This is a genomic window from Streptomyces sp. NBC_00459 (assembly GCF_036013955.1).
In the GTDB taxonomy this organism is placed as follows: Bacteria; Actinomycetota; Actinomycetes; order Streptomycetales; family Streptomycetaceae; genus Streptomyces.
Genome location: NZ_CP107903.1, coordinates 9,066,123 through 9,093,012 on the forward strand (window position 1 = coordinate 9,066,123; position 26,890 = coordinate 9,093,012).

Annotated in this window: 24 protein-coding genes and 1 riboswitch; of the genes, 7 read left to right on the forward strand and 17 right to left on the reverse strand. The window is 71.7% G+C overall.

All coding sequences use genetic code 11. The annotated features are described in order from the left end of the window. Positions 1 to 8: 8 nt before the first annotated feature. A riboswitch (ZMP/ZTP riboswitch) is annotated at positions 9 to 119 on the reverse strand. A 17-nt stretch (positions 120 to 136) separates the two neighbouring features. Then, entirely contained in the window at positions 137 to 511 is a 375-nt protein-coding gene (locus OHN74_RS39760; protein WP_327699414.1) for a nuclear transport factor 2 family protein, read from the reverse strand. A gap of 173 nt (positions 512 to 684) precedes the next feature. On the opposite strand from OHN74_RS39760, the gene OHN74_RS39765 reads away from it, so the two are divergent. Then, a complete protein-coding gene (locus OHN74_RS39765) occupies positions 685 to 981 on the forward strand; it encodes a hypothetical protein (RefSeq protein WP_327699415.1) in 297 nt (98 codons plus the stop codon). A 72-nt stretch (positions 982 to 1,053) separates the two neighbouring features. Here OHN74_RS39765 and OHN74_RS39770 read toward each other — a convergent pair whose 3' ends face one another. The 9 genes from OHN74_RS39770 to OHN74_RS39810 form a co-directional block, all read right to left on the reverse strand. Beyond that, positions 1,054 to 2,265, reverse strand: coding sequence for a type III PLP-dependent enzyme (locus OHN74_RS39770; RefSeq protein ID WP_327699416.1), 1,212 nt, complete (start codon positions 2,263 to 2,265; stop codon positions 1,054 to 1,056). Beyond that, entirely contained in the window at positions 2,262 to 3,995 is a 1,734-nt protein-coding gene (locus OHN74_RS39775) for an IucA/IucC family protein (protein ID WP_327699417.1), read from the reverse strand. The genes OHN74_RS39770 and OHN74_RS39775 overlap by 4 nt, the downstream gene beginning before the upstream one ends. Continuing rightward, on the reverse strand, positions 3,995 to 5,203 hold the full coding sequence (locus OHN74_RS39780) for an MFS transporter (RefSeq protein WP_327699418.1): 1,209 nt from the start codon (positions 5,201 to 5,203) through the stop codon (positions 3,995 to 3,997). The genes OHN74_RS39775 and OHN74_RS39780 overlap by 1 nt, the downstream gene beginning before the upstream one ends. Then, positions 5,200 to 6,984 carry an IucA/IucC family protein gene (locus OHN74_RS39785; RefSeq protein WP_443060589.1) on the reverse strand — a complete coding sequence of 595 codons (1,785 nt, stop codon included), beginning with the start codon at positions 6,982 to 6,984 and terminating at the stop codon, positions 5,200 to 5,202. The genes OHN74_RS39780 and OHN74_RS39785 overlap by 4 nt, the downstream gene beginning before the upstream one ends. Further along, positions 6,966 to 8,153, reverse strand: coding sequence for an ATP-grasp domain-containing protein (locus OHN74_RS39790; RefSeq protein ID WP_327699420.1), 1,188 nt, complete (start codon positions 8,151 to 8,153; stop codon positions 6,966 to 6,968). The genes OHN74_RS39785 and OHN74_RS39790 overlap by 19 nt, the downstream gene beginning before the upstream one ends. A 108-nt stretch (positions 8,154 to 8,261) precedes the next feature. After that, positions 8,262 to 9,305: an ABC transporter substrate-binding protein gene (locus OHN74_RS39795; RefSeq protein ID WP_327699421.1), complete on the reverse strand. Its 1,044-nt coding sequence runs from the start codon at positions 9,303 to 9,305 to the stop codon at positions 8,262 to 8,264. Between the two features lie 44 nt (positions 9,306 to 9,349). Continuing rightward, a complete protein-coding gene (locus OHN74_RS39800) occupies positions 9,350 to 10,177 on the reverse strand; it encodes an ABC transporter ATP-binding protein (RefSeq protein ID WP_327699422.1) in 828 nt (275 codons plus the stop codon). Beyond that, on the reverse strand, positions 10,174 to 11,208 hold the full coding sequence (locus tag OHN74_RS39805) for a FecCD family ABC transporter permease (protein ID WP_327699423.1): 1,035 nt from the start codon (positions 11,206 to 11,208) through the stop codon (positions 10,174 to 10,176). The genes OHN74_RS39800 and OHN74_RS39805 overlap by 4 nt, the downstream gene beginning before the upstream one ends. After that, entirely contained in the window at positions 11,205 to 12,197 is a 993-nt protein-coding gene (locus OHN74_RS39810; protein ID WP_327700428.1) for a FecCD family ABC transporter permease, read from the reverse strand. The genes OHN74_RS39805 and OHN74_RS39810 overlap by 4 nt, the downstream gene beginning before the upstream one ends. 209 nt (positions 12,198 to 12,406) lie before the next feature. Between OHN74_RS39810 and OHN74_RS39815 the strand changes: the two genes are divergently transcribed. Further along, on the forward strand, positions 12,407 to 13,252 hold the full coding sequence (locus OHN74_RS39815; RefSeq protein ID WP_327699424.1) for a (2Fe-2S)-binding protein: 846 nt from the start codon (positions 12,407 to 12,409) through the stop codon (positions 13,250 to 13,252). Between the two features lie 38 nt (positions 13,253 to 13,290). Here the strand turns inward: OHN74_RS39815 and OHN74_RS39820 are convergent, their stop codons facing one another. From OHN74_RS39820 to OHN74_RS39835, 4 genes are all read right to left on the reverse strand, one after another. Next, a complete protein-coding gene (locus tag OHN74_RS39820) occupies positions 13,291 to 15,048 on the reverse strand; it encodes an ABC transporter ATP-binding protein (protein WP_327699425.1) in 1,758 nt (585 codons plus the stop codon). A 93-nt stretch (positions 15,049 to 15,141) separates the two neighbouring features. Then, positions 15,142 to 16,662, reverse strand: a complete 1,521-nt coding sequence (locus OHN74_RS39825; RefSeq protein WP_327699426.1) for a TIGR00730 family Rossman fold protein — start codon at positions 16,660 to 16,662, stop codon at positions 15,142 to 15,144. Further along, positions 16,659 to 18,026: an FAD-binding protein gene (locus OHN74_RS39830; protein WP_327699427.1), complete on the reverse strand. Its 1,368-nt coding sequence runs from the start codon at positions 18,024 to 18,026 to the stop codon at positions 16,659 to 16,661. The genes OHN74_RS39825 and OHN74_RS39830 overlap by 4 nt, the downstream gene beginning before the upstream one ends. Continuing rightward, entirely contained in the window at positions 18,023 to 18,793 is a 771-nt protein-coding gene (locus OHN74_RS39835; RefSeq protein ID WP_327699428.1) for an isopentenyl transferase family protein, read from the reverse strand. The genes OHN74_RS39830 and OHN74_RS39835 overlap by 4 nt, the downstream gene beginning before the upstream one ends. Before the next feature lie 254 nt (positions 18,794 to 19,047). Here OHN74_RS39835 and OHN74_RS39840 point away from each other — a divergent pair, with 254 nt between their 5' ends. From OHN74_RS39840 to OHN74_RS39850, 3 genes are all read left to right on the forward strand, one after another. Next, positions 19,048 to 19,641 carry a transketolase gene (locus OHN74_RS39840; protein WP_327699429.1) on the forward strand — a complete coding sequence of 198 codons (594 nt, stop codon included), beginning with the start codon at positions 19,048 to 19,050 and terminating at the stop codon, positions 19,639 to 19,641. A gap of 217 nt (positions 19,642 to 19,858) precedes the next feature. Further along, positions 19,859 to 20,944, forward strand: a complete 1,086-nt coding sequence (locus tag OHN74_RS39845) for an S-(hydroxymethyl)mycothiol dehydrogenase (protein ID WP_327700429.1) — start codon at positions 19,859 to 19,861, stop codon at positions 20,942 to 20,944. Then, the gene (locus OHN74_RS39850; protein ID WP_327699430.1) at positions 20,944 to 21,573 is read left to right on the forward strand and encodes an MBL fold metallo-hydrolase; all 630 of its coding nucleotides are present in this window, start codon (positions 20,944 to 20,946) and stop codon (positions 21,571 to 21,573) included. The genes OHN74_RS39845 and OHN74_RS39850 overlap by 1 nt, the downstream gene beginning before the upstream one ends. 89 nt (positions 21,574 to 21,662) lie before the next feature. On the opposite strand, the gene OHN74_RS39855 is transcribed toward OHN74_RS39850, so the two are convergent. Genes OHN74_RS39855 through OHN74_RS39865 form a run of 3 tightly spaced genes read right to left on the reverse strand, consistent with a single transcriptional unit; the run spans position 21,663 to position 24,463 of the window. Beyond that, positions 21,663 to 22,385 carry an FAD:protein FMN transferase gene (locus tag OHN74_RS39855; RefSeq protein ID WP_327699431.1) on the reverse strand — a complete coding sequence of 241 codons (723 nt, stop codon included), beginning with the start codon at positions 22,383 to 22,385 and terminating at the stop codon, positions 21,663 to 21,665. A 4-nt stretch (positions 22,386 to 22,389) separates the two neighbouring features. Next, positions 22,390 to 23,115, reverse strand: a complete 726-nt coding sequence (locus OHN74_RS39860; RefSeq protein ID WP_327699432.1) for an FMN-binding protein — start codon at positions 23,113 to 23,115, stop codon at positions 22,390 to 22,392. A gap of 10 nt (positions 23,116 to 23,125) precedes the next feature. Beyond that, positions 23,126 to 24,463, reverse strand: coding sequence for a ferredoxin reductase family protein (locus OHN74_RS39865; protein WP_327699433.1), 1,338 nt, complete (start codon positions 24,461 to 24,463; stop codon positions 23,126 to 23,128). A 150-nt stretch (positions 24,464 to 24,613) separates the two neighbouring features. Here OHN74_RS39865 and OHN74_RS39870 point away from each other — a divergent pair, with 150 nt between their 5' ends. Together OHN74_RS39870 and OHN74_RS39875 are read left to right on the forward strand one after the other, a co-directional pair. Further along, positions 24,614 to 25,312, forward strand: coding sequence for a response regulator transcription factor (locus OHN74_RS39870; RefSeq protein WP_327699434.1), 699 nt, complete (start codon positions 24,614 to 24,616; stop codon positions 25,310 to 25,312). Next, positions 25,309 to 26,766, forward strand: coding sequence for a sensor histidine kinase (locus OHN74_RS39875; RefSeq protein ID WP_327699435.1), 1,458 nt, complete (start codon positions 25,309 to 25,311; stop codon positions 26,764 to 26,766). The genes OHN74_RS39870 and OHN74_RS39875 overlap by 4 nt, the downstream gene beginning before the upstream one ends. Positions 26,767 to 26,890: the final 124 nt, after the last annotated feature.

A 26,890-nucleotide genomic window follows, 5' to 3' on the forward strand; every position in this document is an offset into this window, starting at 1 on the left:
CTGACAGTCGTCATCGCCCAGGCGCACGGCACGCACTCCGCGTCCACGGAGAAACACAGGCCTCCGTGCGGGCCGCTCCCCGGTGGTGCTCCACCTCAGCGCCAGTCACGACCCGGGTTCAGCCTAACGGAGGGCCTCACCCGCCTTCTTCGTCCCATGCCTGCACCAGGGTCTCGTCGACGATCTTGCCGTCGCGCAGGGACAGCATCGCGCTGGCCAGCACGCGGACCCCGTCCGGATACTCGCAGGACTCGGTGTAGGCGACCTGGTCGCCCTGGACGACGACCTGCTCCAGCTTGTGGGTCATGTCCCTGCTGTACACCTCGTTCAGCATGGCGCCGATCTCGCCGCGCCCACGCTTGACCATCGGGTGGCTGGGCTGGGTGTTGCGGTCGATGACGCGCAGTTCGGCGTCTTCGGCGTAGAGCGACAGCAGTGCCGTCGCGTCGTGTCCTTCGATGCCCCGGCGCAGTGCTTCGGTGTCGAAGGCGGGGCTTGCCGCGGTGCCCATGGTGACCTCCTCCGAGGGCTGCGGCCCGATCGGGCGCGGGCCGCGGGGGACCTCTCCTCCCGAGCGTCCTCCGTCCAGGGAGCCTCGGCAAGCGCAGACAAGAGGATGAGCCTGACGGGTGAGCGGGACGCGGTGCCCGTGTCCGGTGCGGGGCGCGCGCCGTTCATGACTACATGATCTCAACACGACGAATCGCTGCCGCCGTTGGTCTCGCTGTCGGCGTCACCGGCCTCGCCGCCCCGCTGGCGAGCGCGGCTCCCGCCGCCGACCAGAACGCGGGCAAGCTCAACCCCATCACCCAGCTCGACTCGCTCGCCGTGAGCGAGATTCCCGCCCAGTACCAGGACGACCTGCCCCGCGTCTCCAGCCAGCTGAGCTCGCTCAACCGCCTGAGCGACCTGAGCCAGCTGCACCAGCTGACCGACCTGGCAGCCCCCGTGACCGGTCTGCTGCCGGGCATCGAGGCCTGACGGACGTACGTACCGAGGCATGTGGGCCGCCCGGCCGGACCGGGCGGCCCACGCGTTTGTCGTACGTGTGCGCTATTCCGGTCGGTTCGTCGCCACCGGCTCCGCGCCGAGGAAGTGGAAACCGGGCTTCGGATGCATCAGGAAGTCGTGGTGGGAGATGTTCCACGCGTAGGCGCCCGCCAGTGAGAACAGCACCCGGTCGCCCGCCCGCAGCCCCCGTGCCGGCACCAGCCGGGCCAGTACGTCCTTCGGCGTGCACAGCTGGCCGGCGAGCGTGACCCGTGGCTCCTCGGCCGTCGGGCGTGGCCACGGGTGCGGCCAGGTGTCCACCGGCAGCACCGTGCAGGGCTGGTCGTGGCCCTTCGTCGCCGGGGTGCGCAGATGGTGCGTGCCGCCCCGGACGACCGCGAACTCCTCGCCGTGGCTCCGCTTCACGTCCAGTACCTCGGTGGCGTACCAGCCGCAGTACGCGGTCAGCGCCCGGCCCGGCTCGATGCGCAGGGTCAGTTCCGGGTACGCCTCGGTCAGCCATGTCAGGCCCCTGCCGAAGGCCGCCCAGTCGAAACGGCGGGCCGGGGCGGCGTAGTCGACGGCCATCCCGCCGCCGACGTTCACCTCGGCGATGCACACGCCGAGCCCGGCCGCCCAGGTGACCACCGACTCGGCCACGGCCAGCTGCTCCCGGGCGTCGAGTCCGCTCGCCAGGTGGGCGTGGATTCCGCGCAGTTCGAGCTGCGGGTACGTTCCGTTCGTCAGCGCCCGGAACACCGGCGTGGCCCCGGCCGGGTCGAGTCCGAAGGGAGTCGGCCGACCGCCCATCGTCAGCGAGCTGCCCGCCAACGAGCCCTCGGACAGCGGGATGTTGACCCGCACCAGCACCGCCACCCGGCGCTCCGGGCCGACCTGCCGCGTCAGTTCGGCGAGCATGTGCAGCTCGTGCTCGCTCTCGATGTGGAACCGGTCGACGCCCAGTCTCAGCGCGGTCAGCACCTCTTCCGGCGTCTTGCCTGGCCCGCCGAAAGCCAGTGGCCGGCCAGGCACCGCCCCGGCGACATGGGTGAGTTCGCCGCCCGAGGACACCTCGTAGCCGTCGACGTACGGCGAGAGCGCGGCCAGGATCTCCGGCTCCGGGTTGGCCTTGGCCGCGTAGTACAGCTCGACCCGCTCGGGCAGCGCTTCCCGGACCATCGCCGCGTGACCGCGCAGTTCCGTCAAGTCATAGACGTAGGCGGGCAGTTCCGTGGTGGACAGGGACAGTGTGTGGTCGCGCACGGCGAGGGTCATCGGGTGCTCCGGGTGGTGTCGCGCAGGATGTCCTCGGCGAGCGGGGACGGCAGGCGTACGTATCCTGCCTCGCGGTCCGCCTTGCGTTCCCAGCGGGTGAGAAGGTTTGTCTTCGCGGGCAGTGGCACCCCGGCGAGCAGTGCGGCGAGCCGAGGCGGGCAGCCGGAACGGTCGGCGTAGGACCGAAGTGTGTCACGCACCCTCGCCCACAGTTCGGCCTCGGCGCGAGGGTACAGGTCGGCCAGGGCGGCGAGAAGTTCGGCGATGTGGTTGACGAGCAGGCAGTAGACGACCCGGTCCCAGCCGCGCTCCGCGTCGTACGTCATCGGGCCCGCGACATCGGCCGGAACAGCGGTCAGCGCCTCGGCGTGATGCTCGGGCACCAGCTTGGTGCCCTCCAGGTCCCGGAAGAGCACCTGGACGGGACGGCCGTCGGCGCCCACGCAGATCAGCACGTTCTGGAGGTGCGGCTCCAGGACCAGCCCGTGGTCGAAGTAGGCGGCCAGGACGGGCGGGACGAGCAGTTCGAGATACGCCGACCACCAGTCGAGGGCCGTGTCCGGGTCCGCGTCCGTGAGCAGCCGGGAGACATGGGCGGCACCTGACGGGTACTCGTCGGCAACCGCCGCAGCCAGCAGGGGAGTTGCCCCCGGTGCGAGATGTCGGGGCAGGCCCTCGCGGACGATCACGCCGAAGCCCTCGAAGAGTTCACGGTCCGGGGTGCCGTCGGGGCCGGGCAGGGCGAGCGTGCGGTAGGCGGGTTCGCGGAGCACCGCGCTGCCGGGGAAGCGCTCGGCCAGGTCGGTGAGGGCCGGGGCGAGGGCGCGGGTGAGGGCGACGGCGCCGGACAGCTCGTAACTGCTGTTCTTGCGCAGGCAGTTGGTGATCCGCACATTCAGGCTGAACTTGAGGAACGTCTCGCCGTCGTACAGGGTGCGCACGGATGCCGTGGCGGCGAAGGGGCGGCCGCCCGGGCCGAGGTCCAGGATGTCGCCGCGCTCCGACGCGGCCCGCAGCAGCGGGTGCCGGCGCAGGGTGTCGTACTGCCAGGGGTGGGTGGGCAGCAGACGGTAGCCGTCGGGTACGTCCTTGCGCTGACCGTCCAGCGCGGCCGGCGCCCAGGGGGCGGCGCTCTCCTCGGCGATCAGGTGGGCGCGGACGGCGAGGTGCCGCAGCGGGAAGACGGCCGCGGTCTCCGGTGCGTACGCCGCCCAGGCGCGCGGGTCGCCGGTGCGGGCCTTGGGCGTGGGGTGGAAGCGGTGGCCGAACAGCAGGGACTGTTCGGAGGCGAGGTAGGCGGCGAGGTGGCCGTCCGCCGGTCCGGCAGGGCGTTCACCGGCCAGGGCGGCCGTGACGGCCCGGTGGCTGGAGGCGATCTGCTCCAGGAACTCCTCGTTGCGTTCACCGGTCCGCAGGGACAGCTCGTCGCGCGTGTACTCGGCCAGGCGCCGCCAGTCCACCACAGCCCAGCCGTCGTCGGCCTGCTCGCTCACCGGGCCGCTGAAGCGATGGGCGCCCAGGAGCGACGTACGGCGCAGGCCGACCCGCAGGAGAACGCCGCGGCGGGGCAGGCGGAGCAGGAGGTGGCCGTCGTCGACGACGGTCTGGCGTTCCGGGCCCGAGACCTCGCGCAGCAGGCAGTTGAGGAGAGTGTGGGTCACCACGTCGTCGGCGGTGGGGAGCCCGGCGGGGGCGGTGGTGGCGTCGGGTGAGTCGGTCAGCGAGGGCATCAGCGGCTCCAACGGGCGCGGGGCGAGCGGGGGTTGGGGAGGAAGAGGGAGGCGAGCACGGTGACGGCGGCGGCTCCGCCGCCGGTCAGCACCGGCGCGGCCGGGCCGAACCGGGCGCTGCCCGCCGCCGCGGCGAGGCCGGCGACGACGGCGCCGGCCTTGGAGAAGAACTCCAGTGAGCCGAACATCCCGCCGGGCGCACGGCCCTTGGCGCAGTCGGCGGCCAGTACCGACAGGGACACCAGGCCGAGCGTGAGCCCGGCCCCGAGGACCAGTCGTACGGTGATCAGCGCGGGCAGCGAATCGGCGACGCCGTGTCCGGCCAGGCCGAACGCGATACAGGCGAAGCCGAGGACGATCCCGGTCCGGGGCCGGACCCGGACCGCCGAGTGCACCGCCAGCGCCGACACCAGATAGACCAGGTGCGGCACGGCGAAGAGGACGCCGGACAAGGTCGCCGAGGTGCCCGGCAGTTGGTCCTCCACCAGGGAGATCAGATAGGGGAAGGAGATGACGGTGGAGAACACGAACGCGAACTCCAGGGCGTACAGGGTGCGCAGGGAGACCACCGGCGCGGAGGTGCGCGCGGTGGTCTCGGGTATGGACTCCGCTGTCTGTTCCTCGACCGGTTCGGGGAGCGCGGCGAGCAACAGGGCGGCGGCCAGCGGGAGTACGGCCAGTAGCGCGTACTGGCGGTGCGGTGACAGCCAGCCCGACAGTGAGCCGACGACGATCGGCGCGACGACCAGGGCGGCCCGGGCGCTGCCCTGCATCAGAGTGAGCGCCTTCGACAGGGCGGGGCCCTCCAGCGCGGCGCCCAGATAGCCGTTGGACGCGGCGAAGGTGCCCCCGAGGATGCCCTGGAGGATCAGTGCCGCCGTGAACGTGGCCAGTGAGTCGGCCCATCCGGCGAGCAGAAAGGCGACGGCTAGGCCCAACTGGGCGCGCAGCAGAAGCCGTTTGCGGCCGAAGCGGTCGGCGAGTCTGCCCCAGAAGGGGGCGCCGAGCGCACCGAACACCGTCGGCACCACGTACAGCACCCCGGCCCAGCGCGCGGAGCTGTCGCCCAACTCCGGGAGGATCTGGGTGAGATACGGGGGAAGGCCCAGGGCGGCGAATGACGCGACGAAGTAGCAGCCGGCCACCGCGTGCACCTGTCCACGGCCGAACGCGGAGCGTCGCGGCAGGCGCCACGCCTCGGCGCTCACTCGGCGTCCCCGGTGTGCGGCCCGGACTCGTCTTCGGCGTGGAGAAGGTAGTTGGGGCCGGTGGTGTAGTGCTTGTTGATGTCGGCGGCGCCCGAACGCTCCTTGCTGAGCAGGGTTCCGGCGCTGACCATGGCCTTCACGGGCAGGTGCGGAGCGTCCAGGATCCGGGCGCGCAGTTCGGCGGCGGGGGTGCCGCCGAGCCGGTCGACGGCCTCGCCGAGCCGGTCGCGGACCAGCCCCAGCAGCGTGGGGAGCGGGGCGCGCCCGTGCCGGGCGAGTCCGAACGCGTAGGCGCCCGCGCACAGATGGACGGTGATGGTGGCGAACACATCGACGACCGGTCCGTCCTCGGTGCCGTAGGTCCGCTCGTCGTCGAAGCCCCACGGCCCCGGCAAGGCGGTTGCGAGCCGCGCGGTGTTGATGCGTGGGCCGTCGTTGTCCTTGAACAGCAGCCGCACCCGGCCCGGTTCGGGCCCCAGCACCAGCGAGACGTTCTGCTGGTGCGACTCCAGGGCGATGCCGTGACCGAAGAGGGTGGTCTGCCAGTCGAAGAGGACGGTGAGGCAGGCGTCCAGCAGGGCGAGCGGGTCGCCGTCGTGGAAGCGGTCGGCGAGCTGGTCGACGACCAGCCGTCCGGCGGGCGCCTCGGCCAGCAGCGCGGCCAGCGGGACGATGGCGGCGTCGTCCAGGCCGGCCGGGTAGCGGCGGCACAGGACGGCGAGGAGTTCGTGTCCGGCATGCGCGTACGTGGTCTCGTCGGCGTGCAGGACGGTGTCCTCGAAGCGCGGCTCGTGTGCGACGACCCGCTCGGTCAGCCGCTGCCCGGCGGCGCCGTCCACGAGCGTGCCCGGCTTGATGGAGCGCCGGTTGCGCAGCCCCAACGTAGCTGTGGCCAGAGGTAGTTTGAGGTGCAGGGTGGGATCGGAGGCCACCGCGACGGTACGCATGGACAGTGTCGGGACCACGTCGAGGTACCCGACCCGGGCGAGCCGGGCGCGTCCCGCGAGGCCGGTGACGCGCAGTGCCTCGTCGAGCGGGGCGCCGACGGTCAACGGGTGCACGGGCAGGGTGAGATGCGTGCTCTCCAGATCCTCCATGCCGAGCATCGCGGGCGTCGGCCAGCCCTCCGGCAGCGGACCCGTGAGCGTCACCTCACCCCGGGGCACGGCGAGCCAGCGCAGCGCGAAACGGGGATGGAACTCCGGTGCGTACATGCGAAGTTGCTCTTCCGTCAGCCCGGACCGGCCACGTGCGGTCGGATACACGGGATGGTCGACGCGAGCCGCGAGGGTGTCGTACGCCAGGGAGGCCGTCAGGCCCGTCCAGTCGGCCGTGTCGGCTCCATGGCGGTCCGTCAGCCGCCCGGCGACCTCCTCCCGCGTGGCGTCGTGCAGCCGCAGGGTGGCGAGGGTCTGCCGGCACTCCTCGGTGAAGGCGTCGAAGCCGTCACGGTCCACCGGATCGGCCAGTGCCCGCAGTACGGCGAGGACGGTGTCGTACGAGGTGAACCGGGCGCCGTCCGACTCGCGCACGAGCAGCGGCAGTCGGGCGGCGTACACGCACTGGAAGCCGTCCTCGGTGAGCGGCAGCAGCAGGGCGTCACCGTCGGTCGGGTGGCGCAGCCAGACGCCGTCCGGGCGGTGGGTGAGCGTGCCGAGGGTGCGCAGGCCCACCACGTCCTCGCGGAGCAGGGCGCTGAGGACGCGGGTGAGCAGCTCGGCCTCGGCGGCGTCGGTCGTCACGAGGGCCGGAGAAGCGGCGGTCACGGCTGGACCTCCCAGTGCCGGTCCGCCAGGAACTGTGCCGAGACCCGGTCGACCGTCGGCTGGTCGGTGCCGGTGGCCCGCAGCACGCCCAGGTAGTCGCGGTTGGTGCGGTGGAGTTCGTGCCGCTCACCGATCGCGCGCAGCGGACGGTACGTCAGATGGACGCCGTCCAGGGTGAGTTCGGTCGCCGGGGGAGCCGCGGTCAGGGTGCCCGCACGGTGGGCGTACGGGTACTCCAGGCGGGCCGCGCCGTCGCGGCGGATGCCCAGGTCGGCCGGGAGCGGCTCGCCCAGGTGGGTGCGCAGGATGTGCTCGAAGAGGGGGATCCCCAGCAGCCGGGCCAGCAGCAGGTCGACCTGGTCGCCGATGGCGCGGTAGTTGACCTCGATGATCCGGGCACGCCCCTCGTGCACCACGAACTCGGTGTGACATGCGCCGAACCCGACGCCCAGCGCGTCGAGTTGGGCCAGTATCTGTGCGACGACCGGCTCGGGGTGGGCCGGTACGAGGACGAGCCGCTCCTCGATGAAGTACGGCGGCGCCGACAACTCGGTGTGGAAGCCGCCCAGGACATGCCGGACGTTCCCGTCGCCGAGCGTCTCCAGGGTGTACAGCTCCCCGGGCAGATACTCCTCGACGACCAGGACGGCACCCGGGCGCCGAGCGAAGATCTCCCCGGCGCGGGCCGTCAACTCCGCGGCGCTGTCGACGAGGACGACGTCCTCACTGGCCACACCCTCGCGCGGCTTGAGGACGCACGGGTACGGCGCGGCCAGGGCGACAGGCGCGCCGGGACCGGTCTCCGTGAGTTCGGCGGACCAAACGGTGTCCACGCCCGCGACGGCGAGCCGGCGCCGCATCTCGGCCTTGTCCTTGCAGGCGAGCGTGGCCCGCCAGTCCTTGGCGGGGAGGCCGAAGTAGTCGGCGGCCAGGGCGGTCTGGGTCTGGAGGTGGTCGCTGTTGCTGAAGACGCCGTCGGGCCGGTGATGCGTCGAGATCCGGGTGACGACGGCCCGGAAGTCACGGACGTCGCACTCCAGGACCTCCACGTCCGGGTACACGGCCCGATGGGCATCGGGCTGGTCGGTGAGCACGGTGACGTCGAGGCCGAGGCGTGCGGCGGCGGGCAGGAAGCCCTCGGTGACGGAGTCGGTGGGGTTGAGGGCGAGCAGGTACAGACGCATGAGGTGTGGAACAACTTCCGCTAGCGGGTGGGGGGTTGCGGCCCCGGTCGGAGGGCCCGGGAGCGGGGCGCGTGCAGAAGGGCGCGCCCCGCTCCCGTACGGCGGGAGTTACTTCTTGGGGAGTTCCACACCGGTGGCCTCGGCCACGTCGACGAGCATCTGCTCGGCGGCCTGAACGCCGATGCCGGACATCCAGATCTCGTCCGGGACCTCGAAGACCTTGCCGTTCTTGACGGCGGGCAGGCTCTTCCAGACCGGGTTGGTGACGACCTGCTGCTTCTGGGTCTTGTCCTCGGTGTCGGCGGCGGTGACGAAGATCAGGTCGGCGTCGGCCCTGTCGATCTGCTCCGGGCTGACGTCCTTCATCGTGACCTCGGGGTCGGTCGAGACCTGCGACTTCGGGCGGACCAGACCGATGTCGCCGAGGACGACACCGCTGTAGGAGTTGGACTGGTAGAGGCGGGTCGGACCGGCGATGAAGCGGACCACGGACGCGGTGGGCATGGTGCCCTTGTCCTTCGCCTTGATGGCCTCGCCGAGTGCCTTGGCCCGCGTCTCGTACTCCTTGAGCCTGGCGGCGGCCTCGGTCTCCAGGCCGAGCGCCTCGGCGTGCACCTTCAGGTTCTGCTTCCAGACACCGCCGGTGGTCTCCGTGAAGACGGTCGGCGCGATCGCGCCGAGCTTGCTGTAGATCGCCTCGTGGCGGACCTTCGAGGACAGGATCAGGTCGGGCTTGAGGGACGCGATCAGTTCGAGGTTCGGCTCCAGCAGCGGACCGACGTCCTTCGTGCCGCTCAGCTCGCCCTTCAGGTAGGCCGGGAAGCCGCCCTCGGACTTGAAGTGCGGGGCGACCGCGCCGACCGGGTCGACGCCGAGGAGGGTGACGTCGTCCAGTTCGCCCGTGTCGAGGACGACGACCCGCTTCGGCTTGGCGGGGATCTTCACCTCGCCCATGACGGTCTTGAGGGTGCGGGGGAATCCGGCGGTGTCGGCGGCGGCCTCGGCGGCTGTGTCCGAGCCCTTGTCGTCGGAGTCGCCGCTGCCGCAGGCGGCGAGCACGGCGGTGCCGAGGACGACGGCGAGCAGCATGACGATGAGCCTGCCGAGTCGGCCGAACCGGCTGATTCCGGGCATGTGGGAGCTGTTGCGCATGGGGGGTTGGACTTTCTGTCGACAACTGTGGAACAGGGGGTGAGTCAGGCGGTCGTGGCGGAGTGCCGCACCGCGCTGCTTCTGGGCACGACCAGCGGGGTGCCGGTCTCCGGGTCGGGTATGACCCGGCAGTCCACGTCGAACACGGACCTGACCAGCTCCGCGTCGAGCACGTCGGCCGGTGGGCCGGCGGCGGCGAGTCGGCCGTCCTTGAGGACCACTATGTGGTCCGCGTAGCGGGCGGCCTGTCCGAGGTCGTGCAGCACCATCACCACGGTGCGGCCCGCCTCGGCGTGCAGGGCGGCGACCAGATCGAGTACGTCGAGCTGGTGCCGAAGATCGAGGAAGGTGGTCGGTTCGTCGAGCAGGAGCAGCTCGGTGTCCTGCGCCAACGCCAGGGCGATCCAGGCGCGTTGACGCTGGCCGCCGGAGAGCCGGTCGACGGGCTGGTCGCGCAGCGCGGTCGTGCCGGTGCGCTCCAGGGCCTCGTCGACCGCCCGCTGGTCGGCCGTCGACCAGGGGGCGAGCAGCCGCTGATGGGGATAGCGGCCGAGCCGGACGAGCGCCTCGACGGTGATCGCCTCCGGGGTGACCGGCTGCTGCGGGAGCAGCCCCATCCGCAGGGCCAGCGCCTTCGCGGACATGCGGTGGATGTCGGAGCCGTCGAGTGTGACCGTGCCGGCGGCGGGTGCGAGCAGTCGGCTCAGCCCTCTCAACAGGGTTGATTTCCCACAGGCGTTGGGGCCGACGATGGCGGTGACGGCGCCGCCGGGGAGGGTGAGGTCGAGCCCGCCGACGACGAGCCGGTCGCCGTAGCGCAGGTCGAGAGCCCGGGTGCGCAACTGGTTGGTGGTGTCCGGTCGGCCGGTCATGCGTGACTCCTGTGAACGGGCTTGCTCTGACGGAACATCAGCACCAGCAGCCAGGGCGCGCCGAGCGTGGCGGTGACCGCTCCGACCGGCAGCCCCTCGACGGGCAGCAGATGCTGGACCACCAGGTCGGAGGCGAGCAGCAGTACGGCCCCGGTGAGACAGGCCAGCGCCAGGGAGGCGGCCGTCGGCGGGCCGGTGAGAAAGCGGACGATGTGCGGGACGGCGAGCGCCACGAACGTCACCGGACCGGCGAGCGCGGCGGCCAGCGAAGCCAGCACGACCGCGACGAGGAGGAGTTGGAGCCGCGCGGCGGAGGTGTTGACCCCGAGGGCACCCGCCGAGTCGTCCCCGAGGTCCAGCACGGCGAGGCGTCGGTGCAGCAGAAGGGTGACGGCGAGCGCGGCCACCATGGCGCCGCCCGCTCCCCACACCTCCGTCCACGTCCGTCCGTACACCGAACCGGTGGTCCACTGGAGCGCGGACCCGGCAAGCTCGGCCGGGAAGCGCACGATCAGCAGGTTCACGGCGGCGGCGAGCCCCGCCTGCACGGCGAGCCCGGTCAGCACCAGCCGGGTCACGGCGACCCCCGAGCGCCAGGCGAACACGCCGAGCAGCAGGGCGGACAGCAGCCCGCCGCCCAGCGCACCCACCGGGATCAGCGTCTGCGAGGCCCCGGCCGCGATGAGCGACACCGCACCCAGAGACGCCCCGCCGGTGACGCCCATGACGTCGGGCGAGGCCAGCGGATTCCGGAACAGCCGCTGCAGCACACACCCGGCGACACCGAGCCCGGCCCCGGCGACGATCGCGGCGAAGGCCCGCGGCGCCCGGAACTGCTGCACCACCAGCACGTCCCCGGATTCGCCGAGCCCGACCAGCGCCCGCAGCGCGGTGCCCGCCGGAATCCCCGTCTCACCGGTGGTCAGGGCGACGGTGAGCAGCCCGAGGACGGCGACGAGTCCGCAGCAGGCGAGGAGCGGCACGCGGTGGTCCGTCCGTGCCGTACGGACGGCCGGCGCGGCGGCGGTCATCGGGCCACCTTCCTTGCCAGCAGCGCCAGTAGCGGCGCGCCCAGGAACGCGGTCACGATGCCGACCTCCAGCTCCGAGGGGCGGACGACCAGGCGGCCCAGTACGTCGGCCGAGAGCAGGAGCAGGGGTCCGGCGATCAGACAGCCGGGGACCAGGAGGCGGTGGTCGCCGCCCAGCAGGGGGCGTACGAGATGGGGTGCCGCCAGGCCGATGAAGGCGATCGGGCCCGCCACGGCCACTGCCGAGCCGGCGAGCAGGACGACGGCGATCCCGCCCGCCAGGCGGATCCGGGCCACCGGGACGCCCAGTGCCTGGGCCGAATCGTCGCCCAGGGCAAGCGCGTTGAGGGCGGGGGAGACCGCGAGTGCGACCAGCAGGCCGAGCAGCAGGGTGGGCAGTACCGGCCAGAGGGTGCCGAGGGAGCGCCCGGAGAGCGAGCCCGCCAGCCAGAAGCGGGCCTCGTCCAGGGTGCGCTGGTTGAGGAGCATGACCGCCGATGTCCAGGAGAGGAGGACGAGTTGGAGGACGGTGCCGCCGAGCGCGAGCCGTACCGGGTCGATGTCGCCCGCCCGGCGGGCCAGCGCCTGGGCGAGGAGGGCGGCGCCCGCAGCGCCCGCGAAGGCGAACCACACGTACTCGACGGGGTCGTCGAGCTTCAGCGCGAAGATGGCGACCACCACCGCGAAACCGGCACCCGCGTTGATCCCGAGGGTGGTCGGCGAGGCGAGCGGGTTGCGGGTGATGCCCTGGGCGACGGCCCCGGCGACCCCGAGTGCCGCGCCGACCGCGAGCCCGATGACCGTACGCGGCAGCCGCAGCCCGGTCACCACGAGCGCGTCCCTGCCCTGGGCGTGGCCGAACAGCGCGTCGGCCACCGTCGAGAGGGGCACCGGGCGCGCGCCGAGGGCGAGGCTCAGCGCGGCGCACAGGGTCAGGGCCCCGAGGCCGGCGAGCAGGATCGGGATGTGCCTCAGGGCGTGGAAGGGCACGCCGGTCGGCGCACCCCGTTGGGTCGCAGTCACGAGCCGGGAGCTTAGGTTAGGCATGCTTTACTTTTCAACCAGCTGTGGAGGGGCTGTGACGTGCGCGGTCCTTGATCGTCGACATGAGAGCACCCCGGTAACCGCCTTGCGATCTTGCCAGTAAGGTAAGCCTTGCCTATCTAACCCCACTCGCAACTTTCTGCGCAGGAGAACCGATGAGCGTCGCCCTGGAGACCCCGCCGGCCACCGCCGCCGCGCGTGTGCTCGGCGGTGCCTATCAACGCCTCGTCGACATCGGCGAAGTGCTCACCGCCCAGGTCGTGGAGCCGGGTGCACCGGTTCCACAATCGGACGTCATCGGGGCGGAGTTGACGGGCAGTCAAGAAGCCCTCGACGCCTTCGTCCGGGCCGAGGCGGCGCGGATCCAGGAGCGCTACGGGCACACCGCCCGCCCCCACGTCGCCGCCTCCCGCGCCCTGCACGACTACGCCTGGTCGGTCGGCCTGCTGATGAGCGGCGTCTGGTACCTGGAGCGCCGTGTGCCGCGCATCCGGCCCGAGGACGTCCGGTTGGACCTCGCCACCGGCGTGTACAAGATCACACCGCGTTCCTCCCTGTCCTGCCTCCCGGACGACCCCGCCGCCACGCTCCCCGGAGTCACCGTGCTCCCGCACGAGGAGGCGCTGCGCACCGAGTTGCGTTCTGCCGTGGCCGACCACATGGCCCCGCTGCTCACCGCGCTCGGTCCGATCACCCGCCGGGGACCGCGCGCCCTGTGGGGCCTGGTCTCCGACGACCTGGTCTCCGGGATCTGGTACCTCGGGCGCGTTCTCGGCCGGGAGGACGACGCCGTCCGCGCGGCCACCGGACTGCTGCCCTCCGCCGTCTCCCCGTACCCCGGCGGCGCCGACTTCCGCCACCTAACCGACACGTCCGGGCGCCGCCACCCGACCCGTACCCGCACCGGCTGCTGCCTCTACTACACGATCCGCCCGGACGAGGCCTGCTCCACCTGCCCCCGCACCTGCGACACGGAACGGCTGCGCAGACTGGAGAGCTGATCGCACCCCGAAGGGAACGCCTCCCGGGCGGAGTGCGCTCAGCCGGTGGTCGCCAGGAACTGCGTCGCCGCCAGCTCGGCGTACAGCGGGTCCCCGGCGACGAGTTCGCGGTGGGTGCCCACCGCGCGCACGCGGCCCGCGTCCATCACCACGATCCGGTCCGCCATCGTCACCGTCGACAGCCGGTGGGCGACGACGAGAACGGTCGTCGTACGGGCGACATCCGCGACCGTGTCGCGCAGCGCCGCCTCGTTCACCGCGTCCAGCTGCGAGGTCGCCTCGTCGAGCAGGAGCAGCCGGGGGTGGCGCAGCAACGCGCGGGCGATGGCCACCCGTTGGCGCTCGCCGCCGGACAGCTTGGTGCCGCGATGCCCGACCAGGGTGTCGAGGCCGCGCGGCAGCCGGTCCACCAGACCGTCGAGCCGGGTCGTCTTCACCACGCGCGTGACCGCGTCCTCGTCCGCCTCCGGACTGCCCAGCAGCAGGTTGTCACGCAGCGAGCCCGACAGAACGGGTGCGTCCTGCTCGACATAGCCGATGGCGGACCGGAGTTCGGTCAGGTTCCAGTCGGCGGTGTCCCGGCCGTCGAGCGTGATGACGCCGGACTCGGGGTCGTAGAACCGTTCGATGAGCGAGAAGACGGTGGTCTTGCCCGCGCCGGACGGGCCGACGAACGCCGTCATGCCCCGGGGCGGCACGGCGAACGTCACGCCGTGGTGGACGTACGGAAGATCGTCGGCGTAGCGGAAGCGGACCTCGTCGAAGGCGAGTGCCGCCGGTTCGGCGTCGGCGGCCGGGAGGGGCGCGGGGCGGGCCGACGACGGTTCGGCCGGCAGGGCGAGGGCCTCCTGGATACGGGTGAGGGCCGCGGCGCCCGTCTGGTACTGGGTGATCGCGCCGACCACCTGCTGGATCGGCGACATCAGATAGAAGACGTAGAGGAGGAAAGCGACCAGTGTGCCGACCTCGACCGCGCCGGTCGCGACCCGCGCGCCGCCGACCGCGAGCACCGTGATGAAGGCGATCTGCATCGCGAGGCCGGCCGTGTTGCCCGCCGCGGCCGACCACTTGGCGGCCCGTACGCTCTGCCGCCAGGACTCCTCGGCCGCCGCGTGCAGCCGCTGCTCCTCCCGGTGCTCGGCGCCGGACGCCTTGATCGTGCGCAGCGCGCCCAGTACCCGTTCCAGCGAGGCGCCCATGACACCGACCGCGTCCTGCGCCCGCCGGCTCGCCTTGTTGATACGCGGCACGATCACCCCGAGCACGGTCCCCGCCCCCACGATCACGGCGAGGGTGACACCCAGCAGCACCGGATCGACCAGGCCCATCATCACGATCGTCGCCACCAGCGTGAGACCGCCGGTGCCGAGGCCGACGAGCGAGTCGGTGGTGACCTCGCGCAGCAGGGTCGTGTCCGAGGTGACCCGGGCCATCAGATCGCCGGGCTCGGTCCGGTCCACGGCCGGAATCCGCAGCCGCAGCAGATAGGAGGACAACGCCCGCCGGGCCCCCAGCACCACCGACTCGGCGGTGCGCCGCAACACGTACGAACCCAGCGCGCCCAGCGCCGCGTTGGTGACGACGAGCGCCGACATCAGCACCAGCGCCCCGGTGATCGTCCGGTCGTGGGACAGATCGTCGATGAGCCCTCGCGCCACCAACGGCAGCGCCAGCCCCGCAGCACCCGTGGCCAGGGACAGCAGAGCGCCCGCCAGCAGGGTCCACCGGTGCGGCCGTACGTAGCCGAGGAGCAGCCGCCAGGCGGGCGGACCGGCGTTCGGCTCTGCGATGCTCACGGCGCTCCTCGGGAGGCGGACGGGCGGGACATTCACCCTACGTCGGCGGCCCGGGGAGAGGAGAAACGGTGACTGTCCCCTCTCCCGCATTCCCTACCGCCGGAGCGCTCGCCAGTCCCGGGCCGTCGCGAGGACGACAGTTTCCGTCTCGCCGCTCAGCAGACAGCCGTCGAGCAGGCCGGCCAGTACCTCGCCCGGGCCGAGTTCGAGGAACGTGTTCACCCCGTCCGCCGCCAACAGGCCTGCCGCGTCCGCGAATCGGACCGGTTCGCGCAGCTCGCGCACCCAGAACTCCGGCGTCGCCGCCTCGGCGCCGACCGGCTTCGCCGTGATGTCGGAGACCAGGGACAGGGCCGGGGCGCGCAGATCCAGCGTCTCCAGGGTCCGGCGGTACTCGTCGAGAACCGGGTCCAGATGCGGCGAGTGCGCGGCCACATCGATGCGCAGTGCCCTCGTTCGCCGGCCGCGATCCGCCCACTCCTCCCGTACGGCCGCCACCGCGTCCCGGTCGCCCGAAACCACCACCGCCCGGGGCCCGTTGACAGCCGCGACCACCACCCCGGGCCCGAGGCACAGCTCCTCCGGGGACGCCTCCACCGCCGCCATCGCCCCCTCCTCCGGCAGCGCGCCCATGAGCCGGGACAACGTGCCCACCGCGCGGCAGCCGTCCGCCAGCGAGAACACGCCCGCGGCATGGGCGGCGGCCATCCGCCCGGCCGAGTACCCGAACAGCACGTCCGGGCGCACACCCCAGCTCTCCAACAGCCGGTACTGCGCGATCTGGAGCGCGAAAATCGCCGGACCGCCGAACGCGATCCGGTCCAGCAGCGCGGCCGTGTGCGTCCCGGCCTCGGCGAACATCACGTCCAGCAGCGGCACGTCCAGATAGGGGTTCAGCCCGGCGCACACCTCCTCCAGCGCCGTCGCGAACACCGGGAAGGCACTGTGGAGTTCACGCCCCATCCCTGGCTGCTGGGACCCGGCGCCCGAGAACAGGAACGCGGTACGGCCACCGGAGAGGCTCCGAACAGGGTCGGTCGGCCGCGCCGGGTTCGACTCGACGGTCGACTCATCGGCGGGGGAGGTGAGTTGAGCGACCACCTCCTCGGCCGACTCGCACACCACGATCCGCTCCAGATCCCCGGGACGCAGGAAACCCTCGTCCCGCGCGTGCTCCAGGAAGGTCAGCAGCGGACGGTAGAAGCCGTACGGGTCGAGCAGCAGACACGGTTTGCGATGGATGCGCAGCTGCGCCCAGGCGAGCGCCTCCAACAGCTCCTCCGCCGTACCGAGCCCGCCCGGCAGTGCCACGAACGCGTCGCCCGACTCCGCCATGCGCGCCTTGCGTTCGTGGATGTCCGCCACGACCTCCAGCTCGCTGAGACCGGTGTGCGCGATCTCGTACGGCAGCAGCCGTCGCGGCACGACCCCGGTCACCCTGCCGCCGCCGTCCAGCGCGGCGTCCGCGAGCGCGCCCATGAGACCGGTGCGGGCCCCGCCGTAGACGAGCCGCAGGCCCGCCCGTGCGAGGGCGCGGCCCAGGGCGGCGGCGGTCTCCCGGTGCCCGGGACGGTGTCCGGGGGAGGCACCGCAGAACACGGTGACGGCGGTCACGGCCACAGTCCGTACCCCCGGGTGAGGACGGAGTGCGGGTCGTAGCGGTCCTTCGCGCGGGCGAGTGTCTCCCAGGCGGGGCCGAAGTGCGCCCGCCAGTCCTCGCAGGTCATCGGCAGCGCGCTGGTCGGATGCAGGACACCGCCGAGTTCGCGTGCCCGCTCGTACAGTGCCCGGTTGGCGGAGACCGCCTCCCTGACGTTCTCGGGGGCGCCGGGCGGAGCCGTACGCATCAGCGAGAGCAGGCACAGGAGTTCGCCCGGCGGCCTGCGCAGCAGCGGGGCGCGCAGGGCCCGGGAGCTGAGCGGACGCAGCTGGACCACTCCACAGGCGCGCAGCCCGCTCTGCGCGTGGTCGGCCAGCACCGCCGGGACGAAGCCGGGGGCGGCCTCCTCCGGGAGGAGCAACGTCAGCCAGGGATGCGGGCGTTGCCACTCGCCCGTGGTGCGCAGGATCCGCTCGTCGCGGTCCATGCGCCGCAGGAACTCCTCGTACGAGAGGTTCTCGATCTCCTCGGTGTCCCGGTCGTGCTCCAGGCCGCCGGTCAACAGGGTCTCGTCGCAGGGGAGTCGGCCGGTGCACGGGGCCACCGCCTCGATCATGTAGTCCCAGGCGCCGCCGAGCGTGGGGCGCGCCTGGCCGTACACATGGCTGAAGCGGTCGTCGCGGGCCAGGGCGCGCTGGTCGGCGAAGAACGTGCCGGGGGAGTGGTGGTAGAGGCGGAAGCGGCGCACCAGGGTGGGTGCGGGGACCAGGTCGAGCGTGGCGCGCACGATCAGCGCGCACTGGCCGAGGCCCGCCAGCACGGCGTCGAACAGGTCCGGGTGGCGCTCGCGCGAGCAGGTCACCTCCTCTCCGGCGCCCGTGACCACGTCCAACTCCCGCACATGGTCGGCGACCAGACCGTGCCGGTGACTGGAGCCGCCCAGGCCTCCGGTGCTCAGCAGGCCGCCGACGCTGCCGCCGAGGTGGTCGGGGAGCACGGGCGGGGTGAGCCCCTCGGCGAGGGCGGCCCGGACGACTTCGCTCCAGCGGGCGCCCGCCCCGGCGGTGAGCGTCCGTGCGGCGGGCGCGCAGCGCACCTCGTCGAGGGCCCCCAGGTCGACGACGTACCCGCCTTCGGCCTGGCCCTGGCCGTACACGGAGTACCCGCCGCCCCGGGCGGTGACCGCCAGACCCTGTGGGCCCGCCATCGCGACGAACTCCGCCAGCGCGGCCACGGACGGGGGCGTGAAGACGCCGAGCGGTCGCGAACCGACGATATGGCCGAAGTCGTCGGCGGCCCGGACCAGGTCCTCGACGGCGGAGTCCGGAAACGGAACGAGGTGATCCGGCCGGGTAATGCTGCCGGGGATTCCCTTCATGCGGCACGTCCCAGCATGCTCGGATCGAGCACCGGGCCCGGCAGCCGCTTTTTGAAAGTTTCAGTGAACACGCGACTCTGGAGAATTCCGTGCTCCGCATGCCGCAGAGCGATCAGCGATGCCATCCGGGACCGCACCGGACCGGACAGCACCTGTTTGTGAATGCTCCCTACATCCAGTGAATATTTCGCACAGCATTCGAGGACGGCTTCGAACCCGTTCACGGACGCCGCGAAACGCCGGTGCCGGGGGTCCGCCCAGAGCGCGGCCAGTTCCTCCAGGAGGCTGCGGTCGGGGTCCGGCGGTGCGAGCATCGTCTGTGCCCGGTGGGTGAGCGCCTCGACGTAGTCGCCGTACGCGGGCAGCGGCAGCACCCGCACGGACAGCTGCCAGGGCAGGGGGGCGCAGCGCTCGGCCAGCACCTTGAGCAGGGAGATCGAACCACCCTCGACGATCACGAACGGGTGCTGCGCGCCCAGCCGTTCCACCAGTGCGAACAGGGAGTCCGCAGCCGCGCCCGCGCCGAGGTCGCCGTCGGCGACGGTCCGGTCGGCGAGCCAGTACCGCCGCACACCCGGGGCCTCCGCACCCGCGCGGGCGCTCGTGGTGGCCAGGTCCGTGAAGCACTGGAGGCGGTCGGCGACGACGACCGGAGCCCCGGTGACCCGGGCCAGGTCGTTGGCCGCGGCGCTCTTCCCCGCCCCTGTCGGCCCCGCGATCAGATGAACAAAAGGACGAACCGCGCAATCCGCTGGGATTTCGACCATCGGAGTTTCCCTCCCGATCCGTGCAGCCGTTGCTGAGCACGGTCAAGAGAAGCACGGCCCGACACGCGTCAACACCAGCTCACAGCCTGGGCAGGGCAAAGAATCGACCACGTCCATCTGCGCTTGTTAAAGGCTGGAAAACCCGGCGTGGCGGAGGTAATTCCGGGGAATCCGCAACGATGTGAAGAGCGCTACAGGCGCCTATTTTAATGAATTCCTAACGCTGTGCTCAGGCTCTTACCCAGGAGGACTCCGTGCAATCCGAGATGTTGCTCGCCGCCGCCGACGCCCTGCCGCTCACGGGCGGCGACGAGGCTCGCCCGGACGCCAGGATCCTCGTCGGCTTCGGTGTCCCCGCGGAACTCGCCAGGTTCGCCGCCCGCCCCGACTGGACCCTGTACGTTCCCGGCCACCCCGACGAGGTGCGGCGGGCCGTACTGACCGCCATCGCCCGCGGTGAGCGGGCGTACGTCCATGTGTCCGCCGAGTGCAACGCCGAACCGCACGGCGCGACCGACGGCTTCGAGCAGGTACGGGACGGGAGCGCGGGCGTGGTGCTCGCGGTGGGCGCCATGCTCGACCCGGTGCTTCGCGCCACCGCCGGACTGGACCTCGCCGTCCTCTACACGGGCATCGTCCGCCCCTTCGACGAGGTCGGACTGCGCACGGCCGTGCTCGCCGCCGACCACGCCGACGTGGTGCTGGTCGAACCCTGCCCGCGCGGTACCTCGGCCCATCACATCGCCGGCACGCTCGTCCACGTCCCGCACCGGCTGCTCGCCCTCGGCGGGCCGGGCGCCCTGGACGAGACCGAACTCGCCGGAGCCGTCCGGGACTTCATGCGCTGACGTCCGTGGCGCGCCCCACCCGCTCGGGCGGCCCGGTGGACTCGGCGCACTCACGGGACGACTGTACGGGCACCCCTCGGCATGTCCACTGCCGTACCGGAGACACCCCGGGGGTGTCTCCGGCGGTGGGCTCCAGCGTGGGCGCGCCGTTACCGATCGGTCGCGCGTAGGGTCGGAGCGAGGAACCGAACATTGGCCGATGGAAGGGTTCAGCACCATGGCGCAGGAAGTACGCGGCGTGATCGCACCGGGCAGGAACGAACCGGTGCGGGTCGAGACGATCGTCGTGCCGGACCCCGGTCCGGGCGAGGCCGTGGTCCAGATCCAGGCCTGCGGTGTGTGCCACACCGACCTGCACTACAAGCAGGGCGGGATCAACGACGACTTCCCCTTCCTGCTCGGTCATGAGGCGGCCGGGGTCGTGGAGTCGGTGGGGGAGGGGGTCACGGACGTGGCTCCCGGTGACTTCGTGATCCTCAACTGGCGTGCGGTGTGCGGAAACTGTCGGGCCTGTCTGCGCGGGCGTCCGTGGTACTGCTTCAACACGCACAACGCCAAGCAGAAGATGACCCTGCTCGACGGCACGGAACTCTCCCCGGCGCTCGGTATCGGGGCGTTCGCCGAGAAGACGCTCGTCGCGGCCGGACAGTGCACCAAGGTCGACCCGGCAGCCTCGGCCGCTGTCGCCGGGCTGCTGGGGTGTGGCGTGATGGCCGGAATCGGCGCCGCCATCAACACCGGGAACGTCGGACGCGGCGACTCCGTCGCGGTCATCGGCTGCGGTGGGGTCGGGGACGCGGCGATCGCCGGGTCGAACCTCGCGGGTGCCGCGAAGATCATCGCCGTCGACATCGACGACCGGAAACTGGCCACCGCCCGCACGATGGGCGCCACGCACACGGTCAACTCCAAGGAGACCGATCCGGTCGAGGCGATCCGTGAGCTGACCGGCGGCAACGGCGCCGACGTGGTCATCGAGGCGGTCGGCCGCCCGGAGACGTACAAGCAGGCGTTCTACGCCCGTGACCTCGCCGGGACGGTCGTGCTGGTGGGTGTGCCGACGCCGGAGATGAAGCTGGAGCTCCCGCTGATCGATGTCTTCGGGCGCGGTGGCTCGCTGAAGTCGTCCTGGTACGGCGACTGCCTGCCCTCCCGCGACTTCCCCATGCTCATCGACCTGCACCTCCAAGGCCGCCTGGACCTCGCCAAGTTCGTCACGGAGACCATCCAACTCGACGAGGTGGAGAAGGCGTTCGAGCGGATGCACGGCGGCGACGTGCTGCGTTCGGTGGTGGTGTTCTGATGGCCGCCCGCATCGAACGCCTCGTCACCTCAGGGCAGTTCAGCCTCGACGGCGGCACGTGGGACGTCGACAACAACGTGTGGATCATCGGCGACGACCACGAGGCGATCGTCATCGACGCCGCCCATGACGCCTACGCCATCGCGGAAGCTGTCGGCGACCGGCGCCTGACCGCCATCATCTGCACCCACGCCCACAACGACCACATCGACGCTGCCCCCGCGCTCGCCGGGCGCACCGGCGCCACCATCTGGCTGCACCGCGACGACCTGCCCCTGTGGAAGCAGACCCACCCGGACCGGGAACCCGACGCCTGGCTGGCCGACGGCCAGGTGATCGAAGCCGCCGGCGCGGATCTCATGGTCCTGCACACGCCCGGACACGCGCCGGGAGCGGTCTGCCTGTACGACCGGGGCCTGGGCACCGTCTTCACCGGCGACACCCTCTTCAACGGTGGCCCGGGTGCCACCGGCCGTTCCTACTCCCACTTCCCGACGATCATCGACTCGATCCGGGACCGGCTGCTCGCCCTCCCGCCCGAGACGAAGGTCCTCACCGGGCACGGCGACCCCACCACCATCGGGGCCGAGGCACCGCACCTCCAGGAGTGGATCGACCGCGGCCACTGACGGCCACGGACACCGCAGAACGCCAAGTGGGCGCCCACCGTCGCGACGGAGGGCGCCCACACGGACGTACAGAACAGCCGGCATGGCGCTCAGGCGGCCACCGGAAAGCCCGCTGTCCGGAAGACCTGCCGGTCGGCGTCCACCGCGAACACCTCGCAGCCCTTGCGGGCGGCGGCCCACTCGATGCCCTCCGTGCCCATCGCGAACGCAGCCGTCGCCGTGGCGTCCGCCTCGGTGAGCGTGGGGGCGACGACGGTCAGGCTCAGCAGTCCGGTGGCCGGGCGTCCGGTGCGGCCGTCGAGGATGTGGTCACCCCGCTCGTAGCGGGCGGAGGTCGCCACACCGCCCTCGGTGAGCTCCAGCACCGTGCACAGCTGGTCGGCGTGCTCGGGGTGCCGTACGCCCACCCGCCAGGGGCGCCCGGCGGCGACCACGTCACCGCCGGCGTTCAGGCAGTACGTCCGTACGCCCGCGGCCTCCAGCAGATCCGCCGCCCGCTGCACGGCCCAGCCCTTCACCACCGCGCAGGGATCCAGGCCCCGGCCGGGCAGCCGTACGTCGAACGCGCCCTTGGTGGCGACCCGGTAGTCCTCGCACAGGCCGAGCACCTCGGTGAGGTCCGCGCTCAGCTCGCCGGCATCCAGCTCGCCCCGGTCGAGGCGGGACACCTCGCTGTCGGGCTTGAAGGGGCTGAAGCGCGCGTCGACCTCGTGGAGCCAGGCGAACACGGTGTCCGCCGCCTCCACCGGGGCGTTCTCGTCGTCGATCCGCAGCGAGATCGGGAACCCCATGATGTGCTCGACGCGCCGCATCCGCTCAGCCCTTCGCGTCGATGGCGGCCTGGAGGGACTCCTTGTAGCCGTCGCTGGTGATGGTGGCGCCGGAGACCGTGTCGATGTCGGCGCTCTGTGCGGCGAGCGTCTCCTCGATCAGGACCGGCACGGCGGCCGTGGTCTGCGGGTGGTTCGGCTGCTGGAGCATCTTCACGGACGCGATCGAGTCGCCCTCGAAGGTCACCTCGACCTGGACGGTGCCCTTCTCGGTGTCCACGGCGGTCCCGGAGACGACCTTGGACGCGGACTCCGCGGCGGGGGCCGAGGTGGACGCGGAGGGCGACGGGGACGCCGCGGCGGAGTCCGCCTGGGAGTCGATGGCGGCCTGGAGGGACTCCTTGTAGCCGTCGCTGGTGATGGTGGCGCCGGAGACCGTGTCGATGTCGGCGCTCTGTGCGGCGAGGGTCTCCTTGATCAGGACCGGCACCGCGGCGGTGGTCTGCGGGTGGTTCGGCTGCTTCAGCATCCGCACCGAGGAGATCTTCGTCCCCGCGAACGTCACCTCGACCTGGACGTCACCCTTCTCGGTGGTCACGGTCGTGCCCTGGACGACCGTCGACGACGAACCGGAGGAGCCCGAGGACGACACCGACGGGCTGGTGGCGGGGGTGGAGGCCTCCGAGGAGGTGACACCCAGCGAGGGCTCGTAGAGCCAGACGGGGACCAGGCCCGCGATGCTCAGGACCAGAACAGGCAGTGCTCGTTTCACGACGTTCCTCTTATCCGGCCAGGCTGAAGCGCTCGAAGTGGGTCTGCGACTTGGGCACGCCCAGATCCCGCAGGCTGCGCAGCACCGCGTTCATCATGGGCGGCGGGCCGCACAGGAAGACGTCCCGGTCCGCGATGTCCGGCACCAGCTCGGCCAGCTCGGCGGGGGCCAGCTTGTCGGGGGCGACCGGCCCGCTCACCAGGTGCAGCTCGGCCCCCTTGGCGTGGGCGAGGTCGCGCAGCTCCTCGTAGAGGACGGCGTCCTGGTCCCTGGCCACCCGGTAGATGACCACGGCGTGGCCCTGGATCTCCTCCAGGAGCGCGCGGATGGGCGTGACGCCCACACCGCCGGCGATGAGGACGGCCTCAGGGCGGGTGCGGTGCATCGCGGTGAACGCGCCGTAGGGGCCCTCGGCGAAGACACGGGTGCCGACCGGGATGTGCTTGAGGGCGGCGGTGCCGTCGCCGGCGACCTTCGCGGTCAGGCGCAGCGACCTGCCGTCGGGCGCCGCCGACAGCGAGAACGGGTTCGCCTGCCACCAGCGGTCCTTGGTGAGGAACCGCCACAGGAAGAACTGGCCCGCGCGGGCGGGCAGCTTGTCGAGGTCGCGGCCCGTCATGTAGATCGAGACGACGTTGTCGGCCTCGGGGACGACGGCCGAGACACGTAGCTGGTGACGGAGGTTCTTGCGCAGCGGCAGCACCACCCGGCCCAGGAACACCGAGCCGAGCGCCACGCTCCACAGGGCCCACCAGTACGTGGTGGCGGCGGACGACGAGGTGAACGTCGTGCCGACACCGACCTGGTGCGTGAACGCCAGGACCACCGCCACGTAGGTGTAGAGGTGGATGAAGTGCCAGGTCTCGTAGGCGAGGCGGCGGCGGGCGTAGCGCGCGGAGACCGCGCCGATGACCATGATCAGGACCAGGGCGACGATCGCGCGCAGCACGCCCTCGGTGGTCTCGGCCAGCTCCACCAGTTCGTCGACCGGGCCCATGGACGTGCCCTCGGCGTAGCCGAAGGTGATGAACACCGCGTGGGACATCAGCGTCCACAGCAGCCCGAAGCCCACCCAGCGGTGCCAGGAGGTCAGCCGGTCCATGCCGATGCGGTGGTCCAGCCACGGCAGCCGGGCCACCAGCACCAGCTGGAAGGCCATGACGAGGGCGCCGTACAGCCCGGCGAGCCGGCCCATCACGATCAGCGCGTTCGACGCGAACCCGGCCTGGAAGAAGAAGACGGTCACGACGGCCACGTTGGCGGCCAGCACGGCGTACAGCCCGGTGCGGGCCACCACTTTGGGTCGTATCGCCGTGGGGGGCGCGGGAGGCGATTGGACGGTCGTCACGGACGGTGCTCCTTGATCGGGTCCGGGGGTACCGAGCATGACCGACGGTAGCTGTCGATGAGCTGTCGTTGGACTTTCAAGTTGTTATCGATCTCGCGTACGAGGGGGGAGAGCTATGGCGACGGAAGCGGCGTGCAGCACTATGGGCACGTGGAAAAAGTACGACTTCTCGTTGTGGACGACGATCCGCCCATCGCCGACCTGGTCGCGACGGTCGCCCGCTACGAGGGCTGGGAGGCGGTCACCGCCTACTCCGGTGAGGAGGCGCTGAGCAGGGCCGCCGAGTTCCATCCGGACATCGTGGTGCTCGATCTGATGCTGCCGGGCCTCGACGGCTTCGCCGTGCTCGACCGGCTGCGGCTGTCGGGCACGATGGTGCCCGTGGTCTTCCTCACCGCGCGTGACGGAGTCGCCGACCGGGTCGCGGGGCTCACCCGGGGCGGCGACGACTACCTGGTCAAACCCTTCGCCGTGGAGGAGTTGATGGCCCGGCTGAGGACCGTGCTGCGCCGCAGCGCCGGGCCCGCCTTCCAGCGCTCGGTGCTCCGGGTGGCGGACCTGACGATGGACGAGGACACCCGCGAGGTCCGCCGCGGAGACAAACGGCTCACCCTCACCCCCACCGAGTACGAGGTGCTGCGCTACCTGATGCGCAAGTCGCCGACCGTGCTCACCAAGGCACAGATCCTCGACCACGTCTGGGAGTACGGCTTCGGCGGCCGTTCCAACGTCGTGGAACTGGTCGTCAGCCGGCTGCGCCGCAAGCTCGACGATCCCGACCAGCACGACGAACCGCTGATCCACACCGTGCGGGGCGTCGGCTACGTGGTCAGGCAGGTCGGCGAGTGATCCGCCGCTGCCGGCAGACCTACCGCAGGCTGCGGCTGGGCACGCGGCTGGCACTGGGCATGGGCGTGCTCTCGCTGGCGGTGTTCGCCGTCGTCGGCGCGTCGCTCTCGATGTACATGCGGGAGTACCTGGTGCGCCAGCTCAGTGACCAGATGACGCACGTCCAGACCACCCAGTCCAAGGACGTCGCGGACTACGGCAGCGTGCAGGCAAAGCCGTACTGGGGCTGGTACACCGCCTCGTACGAGGTCAAGAGCGGCACGCCCGTGCTCCGCGAGCCCGCCGACGTGCCGAAGGACTCCGGTGAACTCGCCGCCACCGCGGAGACCCTGCGGACCTCCGGAACCGACCCCGTCCTGCGCACCGCGCCCATCGACGGGAACACGTACCGGCTGCGTGCCTGCGAGGTCGAGGACGGGGTGGTCCTGGTCACCGCGGCGCCCATGGACGACATAGAGAACACCATGGACCGGCTGGTCACGGTCCAGGTCGTCGCCTTCGCGCTCGCCCTGCTGGGCCTCGTGATCTTCGGCCGGGCGGTGCTGCGACGCGGCCTCCGGCCGCTCAGCGACATGGCCCACACCGCCCGCGGCATCACCTCGCACGACTTCACCGACTCCGCCCGGCTGCCCGTACGCGCCGACCGGGGCAACGGCGGCCCCGAGGTCGAGGAGCTGCGCACCGCGTTCAACACCATGCTCGAACACATCGACGACTCGCTCGCCGTGCGCACCGAGGCCGAACAGCGCCTGCGCCGTTTCGTCGCCGACGCCTCGCACGAGCTGCGTACCCCCTTGATGTCGGTACGGGGCTATGCGGACCTCTTCCAGTACGCCGCCGCCAACGAGCCCGGCGAACGGGACCGGCACCTGGCCCGGCTGCGCGCCGAGGCGGCCCGGATGGGTGTCCTCCTCGACGACCTGCTGCTGCTCGCCCGGCTGGACGCGGCCCAGGTCGAGACACCGCTGCGCATGGAGAGCGCCGACCTGGTCGAGCTGGTCGGCCAGGCGGCGGACGCCTTCCGCGCGGGCCACCCGAAGCATCCACTGACGGTGACGGAGGCCACGAAGGCACTGTCGCTGCGTCTCGATCCGCTGCGTATCCGGCAGGTTCTGGACAACCTGCTGACCAACGCGGCCGTACACACGCCCGCCGGCACAGCGGTCTCCCTGGACGTGACCGTCGACAGGGGCGACAAGGGCGTCGGCGGCCACGCGATGGTCCGGGTCGCCGACGCGGGCCCCGGCATCCCGGCCGCCGACCAGGACCGGGTCTTCGACCGCTTCTACCGCATCGACAAGGCTCGCAGCCGCGACCGGGGCGGCAGCGGTCTGGGGCTCGCGGTCGCGCTCTCGCTGGCCCGGGCGCACGGCGGCACCCTCGACCTGACCAGCGGCCCCGGTTCGACCGCCTTCACCCTGCGCATCCCGCTCGACAGGACGGAGGGGCGCTGAACAACTGAACAGCTGAACGAGAACGCGAACAGAACGACCCAACGCAGAGGACCGCCCAACCGCAGAGAACCGCCCAACCGCAGAAACGACTCGACCGAACAGAACGACTCAGTCCGAACGGCTC

Excerpts from the sequence above, each read along its gene's own strand:
- OHN74_RS39830 (WP_327699427.1), bottom strand. The coding sequence starts at position 18,026 with ATGAAGGGAATCCCCGGCAGCATTACCCGGCCGGATCACCTCGTTCCG.
- OHN74_RS39790 (WP_327699420.1), bottom strand. The coding sequence starts at position 8,153 with ATGCGTCTGTACCTGCTCGCCCTCAACCCCACCGACTCCGTCACCGAG.
- OHN74_RS39765 (WP_327699415.1), top strand. The coding sequence starts at position 685 with ATGATCTCAACACGACGAATCGCTGCCGCCGTTGGTCTCGCTGTCGGC.
- OHN74_RS39795 (WP_327699421.1), bottom strand. The coding sequence starts at position 9,305 with ATGCGCAACAGCTCCCACATGCCCGGAATCAGCCGGTTCGGCCGACTC.
- OHN74_RS39805 (WP_327699423.1), bottom strand. The coding sequence starts at position 11,208 with ATGACCGCCGCCGCGCCGGCCGTCCGTACGGCACGGACGGACCACCGC.
- OHN74_RS39855 (WP_327699431.1), bottom strand. The coding sequence starts at position 22,385 with ATGCGGCGCGTCGAGCACATCATGGGGTTCCCGATCTCGCTGCGGATC.
- OHN74_RS39835 (WP_327699428.1), bottom strand. The coding sequence starts at position 18,793 with ATGGTCGAAATCCCAGCGGATTGCGCGGTTCGTCCTTTTGTTCATCTG.
- OHN74_RS39770 (WP_327699416.1), bottom strand. The coding sequence starts at position 2,265 with ATGACCCTCGCCGTGCGCGACCACACACTGTCCCTGTCCACCACGGAA.
- OHN74_RS39775 (WP_327699417.1), bottom strand. The coding sequence starts at position 3,995 with ATGCCCTCGCTGACCGACTCACCCGACGCCACCACCGCCCCCGCCGGG.
- OHN74_RS39800 (WP_327699422.1), bottom strand. The coding sequence starts at position 10,177 with ATGACCGGCCGACCGGACACCACCAACCAGTTGCGCACCCGGGCTCTC.
- OHN74_RS39845 (WP_327700429.1), top strand. The coding sequence starts at position 19,859 with ATGGCGCAGGAAGTACGCGGCGTGATCGCACCGGGCAGGAACGAACCG.
- OHN74_RS39815 (WP_327699424.1), top strand. The coding sequence starts at position 12,407 with ATGAGCGTCGCCCTGGAGACCCCGCCGGCCACCGCCGCCGCGCGTGTG.
- OHN74_RS39850 (WP_327699430.1), top strand. The coding sequence starts at position 20,944 with ATGGCCGCCCGCATCGAACGCCTCGTCACCTCAGGGCAGTTCAGCCTC.
- OHN74_RS39760 (WP_327699414.1), bottom strand. The coding sequence starts at position 511 with ATGGGCACCGCGGCAAGCCCCGCCTTCGACACCGAAGCACTGCGCCGG.